Consider the following 20,852-nt stretch of genomic DNA (forward strand, 5'->3'; position numbering starts at 1 on the left):
CGATGAGCGATTCATCTTCGCCCAGAACGCCCACCGGCGACCCCGGTGGGCGTTCTGGCGTCCGCGAAACCTTCACGGAGGACCCGATTTCGGAGCAGTCTGCCGCGTCACCGCCCGAGCAGTCCTCGGTGCGCCTCGCGAGCCCCAATTCCAGGACGGTGCGACCCGGTGACCGCATCTTCCAGATCCTGACCACCGGAGCCGGCGTCTTCGTCGTCTCGCTGATCGGCCTGATCGGGTTGTTCCTGCTGGTGCAGGCCATTCCGGCGCTCCAGGCCGACAACGTGAACTTCCTGACCAGCCAGGTCTGGCAGACCGATCCGGACGACATGCGGTTCGGCATCATGGGCCTGCTGCTGGTCACGGTGTACTCGTCCCTGCTGGCGCTGATCATCGCGATGCCGATCTCGCTCGGGATCGCGCTGTTCCTCACCCAGTACGCGCCGAAGCGGCTGGCGCGGCCGTTCGCGTACGTCATCGACCTGCTCGCCGCGGTCCCCTCGATCATCTACGGCCTCTGGGGCCTGATGGTCTTCGCGCCGGCGATCGAGCCCTTCTCGAAATGGGTAAACGAGACGTTCTCGTGGATCCCGCTCTTCGCGGCGGGCAACGTGTCGCCGGACATGCGCGGCACCATCTTCACCGCGGGCATCGTGCTCGCCGTGATGATCCTGCCGATCATCACCTCGCTGTCCCGCGAGGTGTTCGAGCGGACGCCGACCCCGCATATCGAAGGCGCGCTGGCGCTGGGCGCCACCCGCTGGGAGGTCATCCGCACCACGGTGCTGCCGTTCGGCAAGGCGGGCTACATCGGCGCCTCGATGCTCGGCCTCGGCCGCGCGCTCGGCGAGACGATCGCGCTCGCGATCATCCTGACCGGCATCGTGGGCCGCGAGTTCACCTGGAGCCTCTTCGACGGCGGCGCGACGTTCGCCTCGAAGATCGCGGCGGACTACGCGGAGCTCAACAACGAGATCTCGGCGGGCGCGTACATCGCGGCGGGTCTCGTGCTGTTCCTGCTGACGCTCGTCGTCAACTTCATCGCGCGATCCGTCATCGCCAAGAAGGGGGACTGAGCATGTCCACCACGCTCGAGAAGACCCCCGCCACCACCCCCGCCTTCCAGCAGGTCAGCATGGCGAGGAAGGTCAAGAACGGCCTCGCGACCGCGCTGATCTGGCTGTCGTTCCTGATCGCCGTCGTGCCGCTGGTGTGGCTGCTCGCCACCGTGGTCATCAACGGTGTCAAGCGGATCCCCTACAGCAACTGGTGGACCGAGGACTTCGGCTCGGTGCTGTCGGACGAGGTCGGCGGCGGCGTGGCCCACGCCGTCATCGGCTCGGTGCTGCAGGGCCTGGTCTGCGCGATCATCGCGGTCCCGATCGGCATGCTGGTCGCGATCTACCTGGTCGAATACGGCCGCGGCAAACTCGCGAAGATCACCACGTTCATGGTGGACATCCTCTCCGGTGTCCCCTCGATCGTCGCGGCGCTGTTCATCTACGCCCTGTGGATCACCACGTTCGGCCTCCCGCGCAGCGGTTTCGCCGTCTCGCTGGCCCTGGTGCTGCTGATGATCCCCGTGGTCGTGCGCTCCTCGGAGGAGATGCTGCGGATCGTCCCGGACGACCTGCGTGAGGCCTCCTACGCGCTCGGCGTGCCGAAGTGGAAGACGATCATGAAGATCGTCCTGCCGACCGCGCTGTCCGGCATCATCGGCGGCATCATGATGGCGCTCGCCCGGGTCATGGGCGAGACCGCACCGCTGCTGGTCCTCGTGGGCTACTCGGCCTACGTGAACTGGGACATCTTCGGTGGCGAGCAGGCCGCTCTGCCGCTTCTGATGAACAACGAACGGGTCAGCAACCCGTTCGACGAAGGTACCGTCGCGTTCGACAGGATCTGGGGTGCGGCGCTCACCCTGGTGCTGATCATCGCGATCGTGAACCTCCTCGCCATGCTCTTTGCCCGTCTTGTCGCCCCGAAGAAGAAGTGAGCTGTTTGAGATGGCCAAACGAATCGACGTCAAAGACGTGGACATCTACTACGGCAAATTCCACGCCGTGGACGGCGTCACCCTCTCGGTGCCGCCGCGGAACGTCACCGCGTTCATCGGCCCGTCGGGCTGCGGCAAGTCGACCGTCCTGCGCACGCTGAACCGGATGCACGAGGTCATCCCCGGCGCCCGCGTCGACGGCGAGGTGCTGCTCGACGGCGAGGACATCTACGGCGCCGGGGTCGACCCGGTGCAGGTCCGCCGCACGATCGGCATGGTGTTCCAGCGGCCCAACCCGTTCCCGACGATGTCCATCCGCGACAACGTCGTGGCCGGCCTGCGCCTCGGCGGCACCAAGGGCAAGAAGGAACTCGACGAGGTCGCCGAGCGCGCCCTGCGCGGCGCGAACCTGTGGAACGAGGTCAAGGACCGGCTGAACAAGCCGGGCGGCGGCCTCTCCGGTGGTCAGCAGCAGCGGCTCTGCATCGCGCGGGCGATCGCAGTGCGGCCCGACGTGCTGCTGATGGACGAGCCGTGCTCCGCGCTCGACCCGATCTCGACGCTCGCCATCGAGGACCTGATCGGTGAGCTCAAGAAGGAGTACACGATCGTCATCGTGACGCACAACATGCAGCAGGCGGCGCGGGTCTCGGACCAGACCGCGTTCTTCAACCTGGCGGGCGTCGGCCAGCCGGGTCGCCTGGTGGAGCTGAACGACACCGAGAAGATCTTCTCGAACCCGGACGAGAAGGCGACCGAGGACTACATCTCGGGCCGTTTCGGCTGAGTCTCTCTTATTGCGTGAAGGCCCCCTTCCCTCGGCTGAGCCGCGGGAAGGGGGCCTTCACGCGTTCGGGGCCTGCCGGGCTGGTGGGTTCGCTCGCGTGACCGGCTGGCCGCCACCCGTGTCTGGCCGGACGCCGCACGTGATCAGACGGACGACACGCGTGACTGCACGGACGGCACCCGTGATCAGACGGACGACACGCGTGATTGCACGGCCGCCAGGCGTGCTTGGAGGGCCGCCACATGCGTCGGTGAGGCAGGGGCGAGGCGTCCGTCTAATCACGCGTGTCGTCCATCCCGTCACGGGTGTCGGCCATTCAGTCACGTGGGACTGCCCGGCAGGTACTCGATAGCCGCGGCTCAAGGCCCGTGCGGGACGGCACGTGTCGCCGGGGCATGTCGCGAAAGCCACTTTCGGGACATCAGACGTCCCGAAAGTGGCTTTCGCGACAGGTGCGCAGGGGCGGGGAGACGACGAAAGGCCCTTCACCGCGTGAGATGCGGTGAAGGGCCTTTCGCACGTCCTATCCGGGAAAGTCCCCTTCAGTCCTANGGGGCGGCGGGGCCGCGGGCTGCTGCTGCGCGCCCGGGTTCACCAACGGCGGACGGCGCTGCGTCGGGGCTTCGGGGCTGGGCGCGGCCTGTGAAGTGCGGCGGGGCTGGCGCGCCCGAGGCGGACGCGGAGCCTCGGTCGGCTGCGGGTTCCGAGGCGGCGTCTGTGCCCGCGGCGTGGCGGGTGTGGCCGCGCGGGGCGCGGGCGCCGGGCTTTCGGCGGGAGCCGCCGGACGGGGACGACGCGGTGCGGGCGGCTCCGTCCGAGCGGCGCGCACACCGGGTCTCGGAGGCTCGGGCGCCGGTTCGCTCTGCCGGAGGCGGCGCGGGGCCGGGGCATCGGCGGTGGGATCGAAGACCGGGCGTTCACCGGTGTGACGTGCGACGACGTCCGAAACGCTGATACCGCCGTGGGTGTCCATCGAGCGGCGTCGGGCCCTGCGGCCGCGCTCACCGGCGCTCCTGTCGGTGTGACTGTGGCGACCGGTCCCCGGGTTGTGGTGCTCGTCGGGCACTCGGTCTCCTTTCACGACTCGTCGAAGCTCTTTCGTTATCGTACGGACACCTCGGGTTCGTGACGACAACCATCCCGGAATTTTCTTCACTCAAGGTACCGAGAAGCGTCGAACGGTCCATGCGATCGGGTGAGCGGTCGTGGTTAAAGCTGCGTTAAAAGGCGCGAAACCACTACACAGAGTGCGACGCTTGACTGTGTGAGTGGCGGCGAGTAGTGGCGAGTGAGTGCCTAGGCGCCGGCGGACTCGGCCGCGTTCATCGGCTGCGGAATCGTCCGCGACGATTCCGCGTCCTGATAGGCCACTTTGTTTCGCCCGGCCCGTTTCGCCATATACAACAAAGCGTCGGCGCTGCGCAACTGCCGTTCCGGTTCCGCCCCGATATCCGGCTCCGCGCGGCTTTCGTGCGCGAGCCCCACGCTGATCGTCACCGAGAGGCCGGGGCGGATCCGGCGCCACGGATGGCGGGCCACCCGGATACGGGCGGTGTCGGCGATGCGCACGGCGCGGGCGGCGTCGACGTCGGGGATGACGAGCGCGAACTCTTCGCCGCCGTAGCGGGCGCAGAACGCTTCGGGTGGAAGTCCTTGCTGCAGTAGGTCGGCCACTTCGCGGAGCACCCGGTCGCCGACCAGATGTCCGAAAGTGTCGTTGACGTCCTTGAACAGGTCCAAGTCCACCAAAGCGATGGCCACACCGGGCGGGCCGCGGTGGTCGACGGCCGGGCCGTGCAGCCACTGATCGAGGTAGCGGCGGTTGTAACTGGACGTCAGAGTGTCCCGCAGGCTGCCTGCCCTGGCGAGGTCCAAAGCGGACTTGAGGTGGTGGTACGCGCGGCGCCAATCACCCTGCGTGGCGAGGACTCGCGCGATCGACTCATGCAGGGTGAGCAGATCGGTGGTCGGCGCGCCCGATGGGAGCGCGGCCTCGTCGTCGGCTGCCACGCTCACCTCCGCCACGAATTGGTTTTCGTCGTATAGGAGGGATGTCTTGAGGTATGAGTACGGGCCAAAGCGAATATCGCTCAAGAGGACGACGGTTCGGCGCCATTGTCACGCACCGGAGTGCCGTTCTGTAAGGACGAAAACGGCTGGGTGTCTTTGAGCTGCGAAAACTGATCTTTCGCCCAGTAACTCACGTCAGTCACATCGTCATTCAGCAACAGTGCGTAATCATTCCAGCTCAGCCAGCGCCAGTCGCCGACCTCGTCCGGATGCGGTTCCGGATCTTCGTCGACCCAGGCGACGAACACCGGGCAGAACTCGTTCTCGACCACGCCTTCGAACGGCGGCGTCGAGTAGCGATACGCCGGAAGGACGCACCTGAGCCCGTTCAGCCGGGGCAAGCCGAGCTCGAACGCGGCCCGGCGCCGGACGGCCTCCTCGATCGGTTCACCCGGTGCGGGATGCCCGCAGACACTGTTGGTCCACACCCGGGGCCACACCTTCTTGGTGGCGGCGCGGCTGGTGATCAGGAGGGCTTGGTCGCTGCTGCGCAGCAGATAGCAGGAGAACGCCAGATGCAGGCGGGTGTGCTCGTGGTGGGCGGCCAGCTTGGGCGCGGTTTCACCGGTCGGCTCGCCGTCCTCGGTGACGTAGACGATGCGTTCGGTGTCCACTTCGGTCATGTTGTTCATCCGCCCCACTGAACCAGCAGGCTCGCTGTAACCGGTACCGCGACCAGTGTTACCCCTGTTAGTGGGATGAGAGGTGCTCCACGAGCAAAGAAGTGACGGCCTCGGGCGCCTCCTCCACCACCCAGTGGGAGACGTCCTCGATCATCTCGAAGCGGTACGGGCCGGTGACCCGGTTCGCGGTGTCGAGCGCGGCCGTCGAGCCGAAGGCGGCGTCCTCGGTGCTCCAGATATAGAGCGTCGGCACCTCGATCGGGCCGATCTTCCCGCCGGGGCGGCCGGCGCGGTACCAGTTGAGCGCGGCGGTCAGCGCGCCCGGTTCGGACAGGCGCCGGACGTACTCGTCGACCTTGCTCGGCGACACCTTCCAGTCGAACATGCGGCGCAGCGCGTCGGCGCCGTTCTCGAGCATCCGCCGTTCGGTGACCCGGGTCTGCCGCCATTCGGTCATGTACGCCGACCGGAGATGCTGGTCCTCGTCGGTCTTCATGGCCTCCGCCAGCGCCGCCGGATGCGGCGTGGAAATCACGGCGAGACTGCGGAGCCTGCGGGGATGCGCGTCGGCCGTCCACCACGCGACAGCGCCGCCCCAGTCGTGCCCGACGAGATCGAATTCGTTCCACCCCAAGCGGTCCGCGATCGCGATGACGTCACCGACGAGGTCGTCGATCCCGTACTCGGACGCCTGTTCCGGCCGGACGTCCGGCGAGTAACCGCGCTGATCCGGGGCCACCGCGCGATAGCCGAGCACGCCGAGTGTCGCGACCTGGTGCTCCCATTCCACCGCTGCCTCGGGAAAGCCGTGCAGCAGCAGGACAGGGCGGCCGTCTTCGGGGCCGGCCGCGATGGCGTCGAAGGAACCGGCCGCGGTGGGGATGCTCAGCTGCTCGATCACGACGCCGACTTTACGGGCCTCCGGTTTCCGGCGGGCGGCAAGGGATTGACGACGAGTGTTCCTTGATCGTCTAATAGGCGCGCTGCCGATCTTCGGCCGCACTGGGGAAACTGGGGTATCACATGTCGAACAGTTGGAGGCGCCGGCTCGCTGCCGGCGCCGCTTCCGTCGCGCTCATGGGCGGATTCGGTATCACCGCGGCGAATGTCGCGGTCGCGCAGGAGGCGCCGGTTTCGGTGTTCGGGGTCTGCGACGGAAACCCGGGTTGCCAGCTCGGGCCGTATCCGACCTACGAGGCGTGTCTCATCGAGCAGAGCAACATGGCCCGGTATTACACGATCACCATGCGGTGCTTCGAGGTCGACCACGACCAGTGGAAGTTCGCCTACAAGACCAGGGGAACCTGAGTCTTGCACGAAACGATCCCGCCGCCCGGCGGGAGCGTTTTTCGTTTCAGCCGCCCGAATGCATGTCCTCGGCCTCGGGCACGCAGTCGTCGTCCGGGTCGTCGAGCCAGCCGTGCGGCAGCGTCACCTTGCCCGGCGAACCCTGCCGCCCGCGCGGCCCGGTGGCGGCGCTGGGGAACGGGGCGTCGTGGTCGAGCTTGGCGATGAGATCGTCGAGTTCGTCCATGCTGGACAGCATCGCGAAACCGCGGCGAAGTTCGGAGCCGACCGGGAAACCCATGAAGTACCAGGCCATGTGCTTGCGGATGTCGCGCATGGCCTTGTCGTGGCCGTCGTGCTCGACGAGCAGTTCCGTGTGGCGGCGCAGCACCTTCGCGACCTCGCCGAGGTTCGGCGGCGTCGGCTGCGGGCGCCCGGCGAAGGCCGCTTCGAGCTCGCCGAACAGCCACGGCCTGCCCAGGCAACCGCGGCCGACCACGACACCGTCGCAGCCGGTCTCGTCGACCATGCGCAGCGCGTCTTCGGCGGAGAAGATGTCGCCGTTGCCGAGCACCGGAATGCTGGTGACCGCTTCCTTGAGGGCCGCGATCTTCGTCCAGTCGGCCTGGCCGGAGTAGCGCTGCGCGGCGGTGCGCGCGTGCAGGCTGACCGCCGCCGCGCCCTCCGCCTCGGCGATCCGCCCGGCGTCGAGATACGTGAGGTGGTCGTCGTCGATCCCCACGCGGAACTTGACCGTGAACGGCACCCCCGCCTCGGCCGCGGCCTTCGCCGACTCGCGCACGATGTCGGCGAACAGCTTGCGCTTGAACGGCAACGCCGCGCCGCCGCCCTTCCGCGTCACCTTCGCCACCGGGCAGCCGAAGTTGCTGTCGATGTGGTCGGCGAGCCCCTCGCCGGTGATGACGCGGACGGCCTCGGCCATGGTCTTGGGGTCGACCCCGTACAGCTGCATGGACCTGGGCTTTTCGTTCTCGCCGAAGGTCATCATGTGCATGGTGCCGGGGTGGCGCTCGACCACCGCGCGGGCGGTGATCATCTCGCAGACGTAGATGCCGGCGCCGTACTCCTGACACAGCTGCCGGAACGCGACGTTCGTGATGCCCGCCATGGGAGCGAGCACGACCGGCGGATCGACCTCGTAGGGGCCGATCTTCAGGCTGGGCTTGCTCAGGGTGGCTGTCACGTCCTCCATTGTCGCCTGTGGTGTCTGTCACTCGCAGGTGGGCCGGGTAGTTGCTGTTCGAGGTGTGACGGTCACTCGGCTGGGTGGAGGAAACGCGATGTTGCGCGGGGGATCTGGACCGTACCGATCGGGCGCGATCAGGCTTCTTAGGCTCGGCGGATGTCCGCGCTTCAAGCCTTCGCCGACGAATCCTTCAGAGAAGACGACGACGGTGGCTTCTACGTACTCGCGGCGGCGGTCTTGCCCGTCGAACGGCATTCCGAACTGCGTGAGGTCATGTTCGGCATACGTGCCGAACGCACGGGAAAACTGCATTGGAACGTGCTGACCGACGGGCAGAAGCGAACGGTCGTCAAGCAGGTCGCCGACTTCGGGGAACTGCACCTGGTGGCGGTGGGCACTCCGGTGCCGGCGCGACGGCAAGAACGTGGCCGTTCTCTGTGTATGCAACGCCTGGTGATGGAGCTGCACGCGCTCGGTGTCGGTCTCTTGGTCGCTGAAGGCCGTACGGTCCAGCTCGATGCCCGCGATGTGCGAACCGTCCAGCACTGCCGCTTTTCCTTGCCGCGAGGCGCCGTATTTCGTATCCGGCACGTTCGCGGTGCCGACGAGCCACTGTTGTGGATCGCCGACATCGTCGCCGGGGCTGTTCGTGCTCGCAGGCAAGGAATCCCCGACTACGCCGACCAACTGGCCGAGCGCGCCATCGAGTTTCAGGTCGACACACGTGCCTGATCCCGGACATGCGTAAGGCCAGGGTCCCGGTATTCCCCGGGTGCACCTGGCCTTGCGACTCGTGCTGCGCCCACGGCGCCGCACTCCGCGTCCAGTTTAGCTCATGTGCGTTTCAGGTGCTGAAGTCGCGATTTCGGTAGCTTCGCCTCCATGAGCGTCCGGACGAGACTCGACGACCTCTACGCGCGAACTGGCGTGTCGCGCCTGTGGGGCGACTCGACATGCTGCCGTCGTCCACGGCCGAAGTGCTGAAGCGGGCCGAAGAGGACACTCGCGGTGCGACGGGGGTCGAGCTGACTCTCGCCATCGGGTACGGAAGCCGCGAGGAGATCGTCGACGCCGTACGCGATCTCGTGCTCGAAGGTGCCGCGGACGGCAAGTCCCTCGCGGAGATCGCGGAATCCGTTTCCGTGGATGCCCTTTCCGCACATCTGTACACAGTGGGCAGTCCCGACCCGGACCTGATCATCCGGACCAGTGGCGAGGTCCGGCTGTCCGGATTCCTGCTTTGGCAGGCGAAGGATTCCCGGCTGCACTTCTGTGACGTCAACTGGCCGGGCTTCCGGTACATCGACCTTCTGCGGGCGCTCCGAGTGTGGGCCCGATCCCGATGATCTTGCAGGTCGCGACCACATCGTCATCACGATTGAGTAGTGCTACGGATCCCTCCGGGCCCTTCAGGCCGCATGCTGATCGCCATGACCACCGATGGGGATGTGCTCCTCAGGCTCGCCGGGGAGATCGACGACCTTGGGGCCCGCCTCGCGCGGGTCGGCACGGAGCTGCGGACCGTCCAGTCCGCGGCGGAACCGGAGCACGAAGAGGCGCCTGAGCAGGCCGATCAGTCCGCGCAGGAGACGCCACAGGCCGAGCAAGCGCAGCAGCAGGTGCCCCAGCAGCCGCAAGGCGGGCAGCCCGAGGCCCAACCGCAGCCGGAGGCCCAGCAGGCGCAGCAGCAGCCGTACCCCCACCCCCAGTATCAGCACCCGCAGCACGCCCACTACCAGCAGCAATACCAGCAAGCCCAGTACCAGCAGGCCCAGTACGCGCAGTGGCAGCAACAGCAGCAGTACCGCCAGCAGTATCAGCAGCCCTACCGCCCGTACCAGCCCGCCCCGAAGGTGTCCCTCGCCGAGAAGCTGGGCAAGGAAGGCGCGGGCAGCAGGCTGCTGGCCTGGATCGGCGGCGCGGTCACGTTGCTCGGCATCGTGCTGTTCCTCGTGCTCGCGATCCAGCGTGGCTGGTTCGGCCCGTTGCCGCGGGTGATCGGCGGTGCCGTGCTCGGCGCGGCGCTGGTCGGGATCGGCCTGAGGCTGCACCGCACGCCGGCGGGGCGCACGGGAGCGTTCGCGCTCGCCGCCACCGGTATCGGCGCGCTGTACCTCGACGCCATCGCCGCGACGACGATGTACGAGTACCTCCCGGCCTACGCCGGTCTCGCGCTCGGCCTGCTGATCGCGGTCGGCGGGTTGCTGCTGGCCGTGCGGTGGAAGTCGTCGCTGCTCGCGACGGCCGTCGTGCTCGGCTGTGTGGTCTGCGCGCCGATCATCACGCAGGGGTTCACCCCCCAACTGGTCGCGTTCCTGCTGGTGGTCCAGGTCGCTTCGACGCCGGTGCAGCTGCGCCAGTCGTGGCCGTCGGTCGCGGTCGCGTCGGGGATCCCGCCGCTGGTCGCGTCGGTCTTCAGCACGGCGTTCACCGGTTTCGGCGGCAGCACCGCCAACACCGCCGCCGCGCTGGCCACGGGTGGCGTGGGACTCGCGCTGGCCCTGATCGTCACCGCCAAGCGGTCGGGTGACGCCGCCGCGCTCGCCCTGCTCGCCGTCGCCCCCGCGCCTTCGCTGCTCGCCGCGTTGTTCCTGCCGAAGACCCCGGCCGTGATCGTCACGGCGTCGGTCGCGCTGGTGCTGCTCGCGGTGTGGGCGGCCGGCCAGTGGCTCGACGGCTGGACGGGTGACCTCGCGGGCGCCGCCGGGTTGCTCGCGGCCCTCCAGACGACGATGACGCTCTTCGACGGCAGTGCCCGGTCGGCGATCCTCATCGGCGAAGGGGTCCTGCTGGCGCTGGTCGCGCTGTGGACGAAGAAGCACGTCGCGCTCTTCGGCGGCCTCGGCTTCACTGTCATCGGCGGCATGATCGCGCTGGTCTTCGACGTCCCGCCGACGCTCTTCTTCCTGATCCGCAACCGTCCGGACGCCGACCTCGCCGCAGCCTTCCTGGTGGCGCTGGCGATCTTGGCCGTCTCGATCACGCTTCCGTGGGTCGCGCACCGGCTCGGGCTCTTCAAGGCCGCGGCGGAGAACGTGGTGCCGTGGCTCTTCGCCGGGGTCTGCGGGCTCTACGGTGCGGGCGCGATGGTGCTGTGCGGCGCGATGCTGGTCGTTCCCGGCCGCTCGGGTTTCCTGGTCGGCCACGTGGTGATCACGGTGTCCTGGACGGTCGCCGCGCTGGTGCTGCTCGTCCGCGGCATCTCCGCGGTCAACCTGCGGGTGATCGGCTTCGTGCTGGTCGGCGCGGCGGTGCTGAAGCTGGTGCTGTTCGACCTCGCCGCGCTGGACGGCCTGGCCAGGGTCGCCGCCTTCCTCATCGCCGGCCTGGTGCTGCTCGGCGCCGGGACGCGGTACGCGAAACTCGTCGCGTCCCGCTGAGCGGACGAGGAAGAAAAGCCGCGGGGTCGTGGTTGGTCGGTTCATGACCTACCAACCCGACCCACGGCTCGCCGAGCGGGCGAAGGAGAGCGTCGCCTGGCTGACCACGATCAGCCCGAAGGGACGCCCTTCGCCCCGACCGGTGTGGTTCGTCCTCGACGGTGACGACTTCATCGTCTTCAGCCAGCCGGACACGGCGAAGACCCGCCACATCGAGGCCAACCCGGAGGTCAGCCTCCACTTCAACAGCGACGAGCACGGGGGCTCGATCCTGGTGATCGGCGGCAAGGCCGAGATCCTGCCGGACGGTCTCGCGTCGGAGCAGCCTGGCTTCCTCGACAAGTACGAGAAGCACTACCCGGCGATCGACTACGACGTCCCGAAATTCGACCGGGAGTACCGCGTCCGGATCAGGATCCGGCCCGAACGTACCTGGGGCTTCTAGAAACCGACGGTCACGCAGGCCAGCCGGGCCCCCGCGGTCCCGGCGTGGCCCGGGTGGGTGTGGGTATGCGTTTCGTGGATCACGATGGAGTTCGCGCGCCGGTCGGTGAACGTCCAGTCCACTTTGGACACGGCGGCGCCGCGGCCGGTGGCGTCGGTGGTGAGGTCGAGCCAGATCTCGTTGCGGGGGTTGGCGTAGGCCGGGTCCACCGACGGCTTCACCGGGTCTTCGACGTTCTGGTAGTGCGGCCCGGCGAGGTCGCCGGTGGCGCCGCACGGCTTCGTGTGGGCGTGGGCGCCGTATTCGCGGTTGGGCAGCAGGCCGGTCACTAGGATCGCGGTCGAGGTGCCGTGTGCCTTGGACGTCAACCCGAAGACGTGCGCGCGGGCGCCGGGCGGCACCAGTTCGGGTTTGTAGCTCGTGAGACCGCTCTTGGCGGTGATCACGTGGACCCGGGAGCCGGGGACGGCGGTGGCCGGCCCGGCGCCGGCGGTCAGGGCCAGTGCGGCCGCGGACAGGACGAGGGAAAGTGCGGGGACGGGGCGCATGCCCCTTGCCTAGTCCGCACGAATCGGACACGCCAGAGTGGTCACTCGGTCGGGCGATCATTCTCAAACTATGAGCAGCATGCGCGCGCCGGCGCGTCCGTTGAGGGCGGTGGCGGGGGCATGGATGGAAGGAAATGTGAGTAGCAACCCTCCGGATCGCACTTGGCTGGTCGCGGTCGCCGCCGCTCTTTGGGGCACCGACGGGCTTCTGAGGCTTCCGCTCGCCGAAGCCCTCCCGGCGGCCACGGTCGTTTTCTGGGAGCACCTGCTTGTCGTGCTCGTGCTGAGCCCCCTCGTCCCCGGCGCCATCCGGGCGCTGCGCCGGACCGGCCCGCGGGAATGGCTGGCCGTGCTCGCCATCGGCGGCGGGTCCTCCGCGCTCGCGACGGCGATGTTCACCGCGGCCTTCAAACTGGGCGACCCCGTGACGCCGTTGGTGCTGCAGAAGCTCCAGCCGGTGTTCGCCGTGCTGGCGGCGTATTTCGTGCTCCGTGAGCGGGTCCGCCCGGGATACGCCTTGTTCGCGATCCCGGCGCTGCTCGGTGCGTGGCTGCTGGCCTTCAAGGATCCGCTGAACATCCAGGTCGCGGCGGCGAAGGCGGCCTTGCTGGCGATCGGCGCCGCCGCGTTGTGGGCGGCGGGCACGGTGCTCGGACGGCTGCTGTCCACCGAGCTGGCGCCGAAGGAGGTCACCACGCTGCGTTTCACGGTCGGGCTGCCGGTCTCGGCGGGGATCGTGGCGTACCAGGGCGGCCAGTTCGCCGTGGGCTGGGACAACGCGCTCGGGCTCGGCCTGCTGGCGCTGGTCCCGGGCCTGCTCGCGTTGAGCCTGTACTACCTGGGCCTGCGGTCGACCCCGGCCGCCAGGGCGACGCTCGCGGAGCTGGCGTTCCCGGTCACTGCGGCCGTTATCGGCGTATTGTGCTTGAACGCCGATTTGTCGGGTACTCAGTGGCTGGGCCTCGCCGTGGTGGTGGTGTCAGTGACTTCGCTCGGCTGGCATGAAAAGGTCAGGCGTCAACCGATGGTCTTGGAGCCGCTGAATGGTCGAGCACACCGGCGAGACGAAGAACGAACGCCTGACCCGCAACGTCAGTGAGCTCCTGCAGGAGCTGCGGGTCGCGCAGGCCGGTGTCCAGATCCTCTTCGGTTTCCTGCTCACGGTGGTGTTCACCGACGAGTTCCACCAGGCGAGCGGGTTCGAGAAATCCGTCCATCTGACGGCGGTCCTGCTCACGGTCTGCTCGACGGTGCTGCTGACGGCGCCCGCCGCGTGGCACCGGCTGCTCTTCCGCACCGGGAACCGTGAGCGGATCCTCACCGTCGGCAACCGGTCCGTCCTGGTCGGGCTCGGCTGCCTCGCGGCCGCCATCACCACGACCGTCGCGCTCATCGCCAAGGTCGTCTTCGGCCCGATCGCGATGACGATCCTCGGCGTGGTGACGGCGGTGCTGTTCGTCGTCATGTGGTTCGTGGTGCCGAAGAAGATCGACCGAAACGGCGACTGATCACCGTCCCGCGCGCACCGGGGTGCTTTCGGGCAGTCCGAACGCGGCAGCGGAGACGGACTTCGGGTCGTCCGGGCTCGCGCCGTCGAGCACCCGGCGGGCGCCGACCCACGAGAACATCTCTTTGACCGAAGGCGAGTAGCCCGCTCCGTCCACCGCGACCTTCCGGTCGAGCACCCGGTACCCGCCGGGGGTGCGTTCGACGCGGTAGACCATCGGCTGACGGCGGAATCCGCCGCGCGTGACGAGCCCGTCGCCCTCTTTCGCGACTTCGTCGCAGCTCGCGACCAGGCCGATCTTGACCCGTTCGCCGTCCGGCCGGGTCTCGATCACCTTCTGCGTGCACACCCAGCGGTTTCCCGCCTCCCGGGCACCGGCGAGCGAGCGCAGATGTTCGTCGATCGGCGGCAGCGCCTCTCGGGCGACGGCGTCGTCCACCGACGGCATCTCGTCCACGATCCACCAGCCTGCCGCGGCCACCACCACACCGACCCCGGCGAGCACGGGCCAGCGTTTGACGTTCCCCATGGGACGAAGCTACCGAGCGGGGCAAGTGTTCATCCGCGGTTCGGGACGCGTTGCCTCCGCGACCGTAGGTTGCGGCCGTGAACGACTCATCCAGACGGACCTTCCTGCGCGGCGCGGGCCTGCTCGGCGCCGGTGCGGCGGTCTCCGCGTTACCCGCGCTAGGTGCTCCCGCGGCTTCGGCGACCTTCGGCAACCACGGCCCGGATTTCGAAGACGGCCGCTTCACCCTCGCGGTGCTGCCCGACACCCAGTACCTCTTCGACGCCGACCGCGGTGACCCCGCGCCGTTGGACGCCACCCTGCGGTACGTCACCGGTGGCGACGAGAACATCGTCTTCCTGGCGCATCTCGGCGACCTCACCGAGAACGGGCAGCCCGGCGAGTTCGAGCAGATCAGCCGCTCGTTCCAGCACCTGGACCGGCGCCGGTTCCCGTACAGCACGCTGGCGGGCAACCACGACATCAAATCCTCCACCGACGACCAGCGCGGCCGCACGCCGTACCTGGACGCGTTCGGGCCGCACCGGCAGCGTGGTTCGCGGACCTTCCGCGGCGCGAGCCCGGACGGCTACAACAGCCACCACGTCTTCCGCGCGGGCGGACGCGAGTGGCTGCTGCTCGCGCTCGACTGGCGGCCGTCGGCGGGCGGGCTGGAGTGGGCGCGGTCGGTGCTCGCCCGGAATCCGCGGCTCCCGGCCATTCTGACCATCCATGAATTGGTATGGGCCGACGACGCGGGACAGGCCCGGTTCTCGGAGTTCGGGCAGAAGGTGTGGGACGAGCTGATCGACGGGAACGATCAGATCTTCCTCACCCTCAACGGGCACTACTGGCCGCCGGGCCGCACGGTGAAGCGGAACAAGGCGGGCCACGACGTCCATCTGCACATCACGAACTACCAGGACCGCTACTACGGCGGCAGCGCGATGATCCGGCTCTACCGGTTCGACCTCGCGCGCGACGTGATCGACGTCCGCACCGTCTCGCCGTGGCTGGCGGACCAAGCGCCACGGCTGAACGAGCTGCAACGGCAGGAGATCGAACGCACCGGCCCGGCGGACTACTTCAGCCTGGAGATCGACTTCGAGTCGAGGTTCGCCGCCTTCGCGCCGGTCCCGGTCCCGCCCGCGCGGCCCGCCGAACGGCAGCTGATCCGCGGGACCGTGGCCTATTGGCGGTTCGAGGGCCGTGACGGCGCGCCCGTCGACGCCGTTCGTGATCTTTCGGGCCGCGGCAACGACCTGGTCCGGGTGACCCTGCCCGGCAGCGCACCCGAGGCGCTGCGGTTCTCCGGCGAGTTCTCCGGACGGCAGCCGTCGAGGTCGAGCCTCCGGTTCGACGGCGGCAAGAAACCGGCTCGCGGCGGGTATCTGCGCACGGCGGACTCCGCGCCGATGAACGCGGAGACGTTCGCGCGCGGCTACACCGTCGAGGCGTTCGTGAAGCTGCCCGCGGATTTCAAGGACGGCAAGCACGCCTGGGCCGCGATCTTCGGCAGGCAGGGCTCCGGCGGGAAGGCGGGCAAGACCGGCGACGATCCCGGCGAGCCTTCGGCCACACTGTCCCTTTCGGACGGTGCGGCGTTCCAGTGGGCGGTGTTCCCGGTGAACCAGAACGGGATCTCCACCTGCTGGGGGCACGAGCTGAAGCTGGAGGAGTGGATCCACGTCGCGGCGGTAAACGACGGCAGGCGGACGACGCTCTACGTCGACGGCTGCCCGGTGCTGCGGAACCCGAAGACGCCGGCCGCGGGGATCGCGAACCCCGGCGGTTCGTGGCTGATCGGCGCCTACGCCTACGACTCGATCGTCGAGCAGGCGTTCCACGGCTGGCTCGGCGACGTCCGGGTGGTGGGGCGCGCGCTGGACCCCCGCGAGTTCATGCTCGGCTGAGCAGATCGTGCGCGGTAATGGCGGATGTTCGTCCCCATTATCGCGCACGATCGTTTCCCCGGGAATGCCGGGGGTCTCTTGACAAGCGGTGGACAATAAAAAATCGGCGCCCGATCAGCAGTGCTAGTTAAAGCGCTGATCAGTACGCCGAATGTGTTGTCAGTCTAACCGCTGTGAGGGGAACTTGTCAAATCAGGGGTACGACGAGGAATTGCGATCCGAACGGCAGTACGTGGCGTCGCTCTACCGGCGGCTGGACGCCGAACGCGCGCGGGTGAAGGAGGCGTACGCCGGTGCGCTGCGGGGAGAAGGCTTCGCGCTTTCCGACCGTGAGGTGTCGGTCGGGGCCAAGGCGCGCGAGATGGCCAGGTTGAAGATCGCCGACGAGGGTCTTTGTTTCGGCCGGTTGGACGCCCTTTCGGGAGAACGGTCGTACGTCGGCCGGATCGGTCTTTTCGACGAAGAGAACGACTACGAACCTTTGGTGCTCGATTGGCGGGCGCCGGCGTCGCGCGCGTTTTACTGCGCGACGGGCGCGTCCCCGGAAGGAATGGCGCGGCGCCGTCAATTCCGTACCCTCGGCCGTGACGTCCGCGACTTCGCCGACGAGGTCTTCGGCCGTCCGGAATCGGCGGGGGAACGCGGCGACGCGGCGCTGCTGGCCGCGGTCAACGCGCCGCGCGGCGAGGGGATGCGGGACATCGTCGCGACGATCCAGGCCGAACAGGACGAGATCATCCGGCTGGCGCACCCGGGCGTCGTCGTCGTGGAGGGCGGCCCGGGCACGGGAAAGACGGCGGTGGCGCTGCATCGGGTGGCGTACCTGCTGTACACGAAACGCGAGCGCATGGAACGGCGCGGCGTGCTCGTGGTCGGGCCCAGCAGCGGATTCCTCGATCACATCGGCCGTGTCCTGCCTTCGCTCGGCGAGACCAGCGTGGTCTTCGCGACGCCGGGTGACCTTGTCGCCGGCCTGCGCACCGAACGCGAGGATCCGCCGGCGGTGCAGCGGCTCAAGGGCTCGCTGGCGATCCTGGACGTGCTCGCGGCGGCGGTGGCCGACCGGCAGGAGCTGCCCGCCGAGGCGGAACCGATCGAGCTCGACGACGTCACCGTGCCGCTGGACGCCGAGGTCGCGGCCGCCGCGCGCGAGCTGGCCAGGGAAAGCGGCCTGCTGCACAACGAGGCGAAGGCCGTCTTCGAACAGGAGGTGATCACCGCGCTCGCCATCCGCGCGGTCGACCGGCTCGGCGCGGGGTGGCTGCCGTCGGACGACGAGCACACGCGCCCGGAGATGCTGAAGAACGCCCGGCGTGATCTCGAAGCCAGCGAGCAGCTCCGCGCGGTGCTCGACCGCCTTTGGCCGTCGCTGACGCCTGAGCGGCTGCTCGCGGACCTCTACGCCTCGCCGGAGCGGTTGCGGGCGGCCGGCGCCGATCCGGCGCTGTTCCGCGATGACGCGGACGCGTGGACGGTCTCCGATGTGCCGTTGCTGGACGAGGCCGTCGAACTGCTCGGCCGCGACCGCACGGCCGAGCTCCGGGCGGAGGAACGGCAGCGGCGGGCACGGAAGGAGTACGCCGAGCGGGTGCTGGAGATCGTCGAGGTCGAGGAGGACCACGACGACTACGAGTTCGCGCTGCGGCCGACGGACGTGCTGATGGCCGAGGAACTGGCAGACCGGTTCGCCGAGCGCGATGAGCGGGATCTGGCCGAACGCGCCGCCGCCGACCGGGAATGGACCTACGGTCACGTCGTGGTCGACGAGGCGCAGGAACTGTCCGAAATGGACTGGCGGGTGCTGATGCGGCGCTGTCCCAGCCGGTCGTTCACCGTCGTCGGGGATCTCGCGCAACGGCGGTCGCCGTCGGGTGCCCGGTCCTGGGACGCGATGCTCTCCCGGTACGTCGCCGATCGCTGGGTCTACCGGAAACTGACCGTCAACTACCGGACGCCGTCGGAGATCATGGCGGTGGCGGCTTCGCTGCTGGCGAGTTTCGCGAAAGGCGCCGTTCCGCCGGAATCGGTGCGTTCGTGCGGGGTCCGGCCGTGGGCGCGCCGAGTGTCCGAAATGGACATAGAGGACGCCATCGCCGAGTTCACCCGTGCGGAATCGGGTCGCGAGGGGACGTCGGTCGTCATCGGACCGCCGGGAGTGCCCGGCGCGATCGCGCCCTCCGCGACCAAGGGGCTGGAGTACGACGCCGTCCTGGTGGTGGAACCGGAGTGGATCCTCGCGGACGGCCCGAGCGGCGAGGCGGAACTGTACGTCGCTCTGACGCGGGCGACGCAGCGGCTCGGGGTCTTGTACACCGGGACGCTGCCGAAGGTCCTCCGCGGTCTCGATTCCGGGCGGCGGACTCCCGACGCGTTCCTGCGCTGCGTCTGACCCCTCCCGCACGCGCCGTGAAAGGTCCCTTCCTCGCGAAACTGCGAGCAAGGGACCTTTCACGGCGCGGGCCGGACGTTCAGCGGGTCAGGTTGCCCCAGGCGTATGTCTGTTTCGCGAGTTTCAGGTAGACCAAGGTCTCCGTGCTGACGACACCCGGGATGGGCCGGATGTCGTCGTTCAGCACACTCAAGAGGTGTTCGTCGTCCCGGCAGGCGACCTCGGCGAGCAGGTCGTAGCCTCCCGCGGTCAGCACGACGTAGTGGACGTCCGGCAATCCGGAGAGCTGGTCGGAGACCGCCCGCGGATCGCCTTGGACCCGGATCCCGACCATCGCCTGACGGCCGAGCCCGACGTTCGCCGGATCCGTGACCGCGACGATCTGCATCGTCTCGTCCCGCAGCAGCCGCTGGACGCGCTGCCGCACGGCGCCCTCCGACAGCCCGACGGCCTTGGCCAAGGCCGTGAACGAGGCCCGCCCGTCGACTTGCAGTAGAGCGATCAGCGTGCGATCGGTATTGTCCAAACCTCTAGGCGTGCGCTGCTCCATCTGCGCGCGTGGTTCGTCACCCATGCCGTCCCTCCCTTTGTTTCGGCATGTGATTCTTGTCGCGCAGCGTATCGATCAATGTCCAGAATGCTACCGCCGTTAAGTTGTTTGTCGCGATTCTCTTTCTCTGCCCCTTAGGGCAAAGGATTCTGTCGCGTGACAGGCCGGGTGCCGAGGATTTCGGACGGCGCCTCAGCCGAGATCGCGTTCGAGCAGGTCCTCCTCGGTTTCCCGGCGGACGAGCAGCGTCGCCCGACCTCGGGAAACACCGACCACCGGAGGCCTGCCGACGAGGTTGTAATTCGACGCGAGCGAGTGGTGGTACGCCCCGGTGCAGGGGACGGCGAGCAGATCGCCGGGGTGGACGTCGTCGGGGAGCGAGAGCCCGTCGGCGAGGACGTCACCCGATTCGCAGTGCCGCCCGACCACCGTCATCGGCCGCCTGGCCGCACGGCTGCGCCTGCCGATCAGGCGAGCGGTGTACGCCGCCCCGTAGAGCGCGGGCCGCGCGTTGTCGCTCATCCCGCCGTCGACGGCGACGAAAGTGCGCGAACCGCGTTTCACCGCGCAGACCCGGTACACGGTGATACCCGCCGGGCCGACGATGGCGCGACCCGGTTCGATCGTCAGTTTCGGCAGGGGGAAGCCGTGCGAGGAGCATTCGTAGGCGAGCGCGACCCGCAGGCGGCGCACGTAACCGTCGATGTCGAAACCCGGGTCGCCGGGCAGATAACGCACGGCGTGCCCGCCGCCGAGGTCCAGTTCGCGCAGGGTGACACCGTGGGTCTCGCGGAGCGCGACCAGCACGCCGATCATCTTGCGGGCGGCCAGTTCGTAGAAATCCACCCGCGACACCTGCGAGCCGATGTGGCAGTGCAGCCCGGCCAGCCGGAGCCCGGGCTGCGCGAGCACCGCGGAGACGGCCCGGCCGAGGTTGTCACGGACCTCCTCGCGCAGCGAGAAGCCGAACTTCTGACCTTCGGTACCGGTGGTGATCGCCGCGTGCGTGCCCGCCGCGACGTCGGGGGTCACGCGGATCAGCACCTGCTGGGCGCCGGTGGCCAGCGCGCCGAGCTGCTCGATCTCGTCGAGCGAGTCCACCACGATCCGGCGGACGCCGTAGGACAACGCCGCCTTGAGGTCTTCGGGGGTTTTCGCGTTGCCGTGCAGCAGGATCCGCTCGGCGGGGAAGCCGACCGACCGCGCCACCGCGATCTCCCCCGCCGAACAGGTGTCGAGGGAAAGCCCTTCCTCGGCGACCCAGCGCACGACCGCGCGGGTGCACAGCGCCTTGCTCGCGTACGCCACCTCGGCGTCCGGCAGTGCCTTGCGGTAGGCGCGGGCGTTCTGGCGGACTTCGTCCTCGTCGAGCAGATACGCCGGTGTCCCGAACCTCGCGGCGAGGTGGGACACCGGCGCGCCGGCGAACAGCAGTTCCCCGCCGGGCCCGAGCCGGGTGCTCCGTGGCCAGACACCGGGTTCGAGGTGGTCGGCGGCCTCGCAGCCGAGGCTGGGCAGGAGCTCGGTGAGCGTCACGGTTACCTCCGCGTCGATCGGTCAGTGCCTTGTCAGCACAACTCCGATCGACCCGGCCCGGCCGTTCCGGCAACGTCTCCCTGACGCTTCGCGACGCCTCGCTGAC

Annotated in this window: 19 protein-coding genes and 1 pseudogene; 12 read left to right on the forward strand and 8 right to left on the reverse strand. The window is 68.7% G+C overall.

Going from position 1 to position 20,852, the window contains the following annotated elements:
• The first annotated feature begins 158 nt into the window (after window positions 1–158).
• The 3 genes from pstC to pstB are packed head-to-tail and all read left to right on the forward strand — an operon-like array spanning window position 159 to window position 2,783.
• Window positions 159–1,076, forward strand: a complete 918-nt coding sequence (gene pstC / locus ACXIZN_RS35390; protein WP_126736300.1) for a phosphate ABC transporter permease subunit PstC — start codon at window positions 159–161, stop codon at window positions 1,074–1,076.
• 2 nt (window positions 1,077–1,078) lie between these two features.
• Entirely contained in the window at window positions 1,079–1,996 is a 918-nt protein-coding gene (gene pstA, locus ACXIZN_RS35395; RefSeq protein WP_126736205.1) for a phosphate ABC transporter permease PstA, read from the forward strand.
• Window positions 1,997–2,006: 10 nt separating this feature from the next.
• Complete coding sequence (gene pstB / locus ACXIZN_RS35400; protein ID WP_457959260.1) at window positions 2,007–2,783, forward strand: phosphate ABC transporter ATP-binding protein PstB; 777 nt, start codon at window positions 2,007–2,009, stop codon at window positions 2,781–2,783.
• 1,296 nt (window positions 2,784–4,079) lie between these two features.
• Here pstB and ACXIZN_RS35405 read toward each other — a convergent pair.
• The 3 genes from ACXIZN_RS35405 to ACXIZN_RS35415 form a co-directional block, all read right to left on the reverse strand.
• Complete coding sequence (locus ACXIZN_RS35405; RefSeq protein ID WP_457959261.1) at window positions 4,080–4,808, reverse strand: GGDEF domain-containing protein; 729 nt, start codon at window positions 4,806–4,808, stop codon at window positions 4,080–4,082.
• Between the two features lie 65 nt (window positions 4,809–4,873).
• Complete coding sequence (gene idi, locus ACXIZN_RS35410; RefSeq protein WP_457959262.1) at window positions 4,874–5,485, reverse strand: isopentenyl-diphosphate Delta-isomerase; 612 nt, start codon at window positions 5,483–5,485, stop codon at window positions 4,874–4,876.
• A 58-nt stretch (window positions 5,486–5,543) separates the two neighbouring features.
• Window positions 5,544–6,377 (reverse strand): alpha/beta fold hydrolase, encoded by an 834-nt coding sequence (locus ACXIZN_RS35415; RefSeq protein ID WP_457959263.1) that lies wholly within the window; start codon window positions 6,375–6,377, stop codon window positions 5,544–5,546.
• A gap of 176 nt (window positions 6,378–6,553) precedes the next feature.
• Here ACXIZN_RS35415 and ACXIZN_RS35420 point away from each other — a divergent pair, with 176 nt between their 5' ends.
• The gene (locus ACXIZN_RS35420) at window positions 6,554–6,784 is read left to right on the forward strand and encodes a hypothetical protein (protein ID WP_457959264.1); all 231 of its coding nucleotides are present in this window, start codon (window positions 6,554–6,556) and stop codon (window positions 6,782–6,784) included.
• A gap of 46 nt (window positions 6,785–6,830) precedes the next feature.
• On the opposite strand, the gene dusB is transcribed toward ACXIZN_RS35420, so the two are convergent.
• Window positions 6,831–7,976 carry a tRNA dihydrouridine synthase DusB gene (dusB, locus tag ACXIZN_RS35425; RefSeq protein WP_457959265.1) on the reverse strand — a complete coding sequence of 382 codons (1,146 nt, stop codon included), beginning with the start codon at window positions 7,974–7,976 and terminating at the stop codon, window positions 6,831–6,833.
• 150 nt (window positions 7,977–8,126) lie between these two features.
• On the opposite strand from dusB, the gene ACXIZN_RS35430 reads away from it, so the two are divergent.
• From ACXIZN_RS35430 to ACXIZN_RS35445, 4 genes and pseudogenes are all read left to right on the forward strand, one after another.
• Entirely contained in the window at window positions 8,127–8,702 is a 576-nt protein-coding gene (locus ACXIZN_RS35430) for a DUF3800 domain-containing protein (protein ID WP_457959267.1), read from the forward strand.
• Between the two features lie 176 nt (window positions 8,703–8,878).
• Window positions 8,879–9,316, forward strand: a pseudogene (uppS, locus tag ACXIZN_RS35435) (polyprenyl diphosphate synthase); the annotation flags it as partial.
• Window positions 9,317–9,388: 72 nt separating this feature from the next.
• Window positions 9,389–11,350: a DUF2339 domain-containing protein gene (locus ACXIZN_RS35440; RefSeq protein WP_457959268.1), complete on the forward strand. Its 1,962-nt coding sequence runs from the start codon at window positions 9,389–9,391 to the stop codon at window positions 11,348–11,350.
• Window positions 11,351–11,393: 43 nt separating this feature from the next.
• On the forward strand, window positions 11,394–11,795 hold the full coding sequence (locus tag ACXIZN_RS35445) for a TIGR03667 family PPOX class F420-dependent oxidoreductase (RefSeq protein ID WP_126737533.1): 402 nt from the start codon (window positions 11,394–11,396) through the stop codon (window positions 11,793–11,795).
• On the opposite strand, the gene ACXIZN_RS35450 is transcribed toward ACXIZN_RS35445, so the two are convergent.
• Window positions 11,792–12,343, reverse strand: coding sequence for a superoxide dismutase family protein (locus ACXIZN_RS35450; RefSeq protein WP_126737534.1), 552 nt, complete (start codon window positions 12,341–12,343; stop codon window positions 11,792–11,794). The genes ACXIZN_RS35445 and ACXIZN_RS35450 overlap by 4 nt on opposite strands.
• A 124-nt stretch (window positions 12,344–12,467) precedes the next feature.
• Here ACXIZN_RS35450 and ACXIZN_RS35455 point away from each other — a divergent pair, with 124 nt between their 5' ends.
• A complete protein-coding gene (locus ACXIZN_RS35455) occupies window positions 12,468–13,442 on the forward strand; it encodes a DMT family transporter (protein WP_457959269.1) in 975 nt (324 codons plus the stop codon).
• Window positions 13,387–13,851 carry a DUF6328 family protein gene (locus tag ACXIZN_RS35460; RefSeq protein ID WP_126737536.1) on the forward strand — a complete coding sequence of 155 codons (465 nt, stop codon included), beginning with the start codon at window positions 13,387–13,389 and terminating at the stop codon, window positions 13,849–13,851. The genes ACXIZN_RS35455 and ACXIZN_RS35460 overlap by 56 nt, the downstream gene beginning before the upstream one ends.
• Here ACXIZN_RS35460 and ACXIZN_RS35465 read toward each other — a convergent pair whose 3' ends face one another.
• Window positions 13,852–14,379 carry a hypothetical protein gene (locus tag ACXIZN_RS35465; RefSeq protein WP_457959270.1) on the reverse strand — a complete coding sequence of 176 codons (528 nt, stop codon included), beginning with the start codon at window positions 14,377–14,379 and terminating at the stop codon, window positions 13,852–13,854.
• 77 nt (window positions 14,380–14,456) lie between these two features.
• Here ACXIZN_RS35465 and ACXIZN_RS35470 point away from each other — a divergent pair, with 77 nt between their 5' ends.
• Complete coding sequence (locus ACXIZN_RS35470) at window positions 14,457–16,271, forward strand: LamG-like jellyroll fold domain-containing protein (RefSeq protein ID WP_457959271.1); 1,815 nt, start codon at window positions 14,457–14,459, stop codon at window positions 16,269–16,271.
• Window positions 16,272–16,455: 184 nt separating this feature from the next.
• Window positions 16,456–18,660, forward strand: a complete 2,205-nt coding sequence (helR, locus tag ACXIZN_RS35475) for an RNA polymerase recycling motor ATPase HelR (RefSeq protein WP_457959272.1) — start codon at window positions 16,456–16,458, stop codon at window positions 18,658–18,660.
• A gap of 79 nt (window positions 18,661–18,739) precedes the next feature.
• On the opposite strand, the gene ACXIZN_RS35480 is transcribed toward helR, so the two are convergent.
• The gene (locus ACXIZN_RS35480; RefSeq protein WP_005167158.1) at window positions 18,740–19,234 is read right to left on the reverse strand and encodes an Lrp/AsnC family transcriptional regulator; all 495 of its coding nucleotides are present in this window, start codon (window positions 19,232–19,234) and stop codon (window positions 18,740–18,742) included.
• 168 nt (window positions 19,235–19,402) lie between these two features.
• Window positions 19,403–20,746, reverse strand: coding sequence for a diaminopimelate decarboxylase (gene lysA / locus ACXIZN_RS35485; RefSeq protein ID WP_457959273.1), 1,344 nt, complete (start codon window positions 20,744–20,746; stop codon window positions 19,403–19,405).
• Window positions 20,747–20,852 lie beyond the last annotated feature (106 nt).

This window comes from Amycolatopsis sp. TRM77291 (assembly GCF_054166285.1).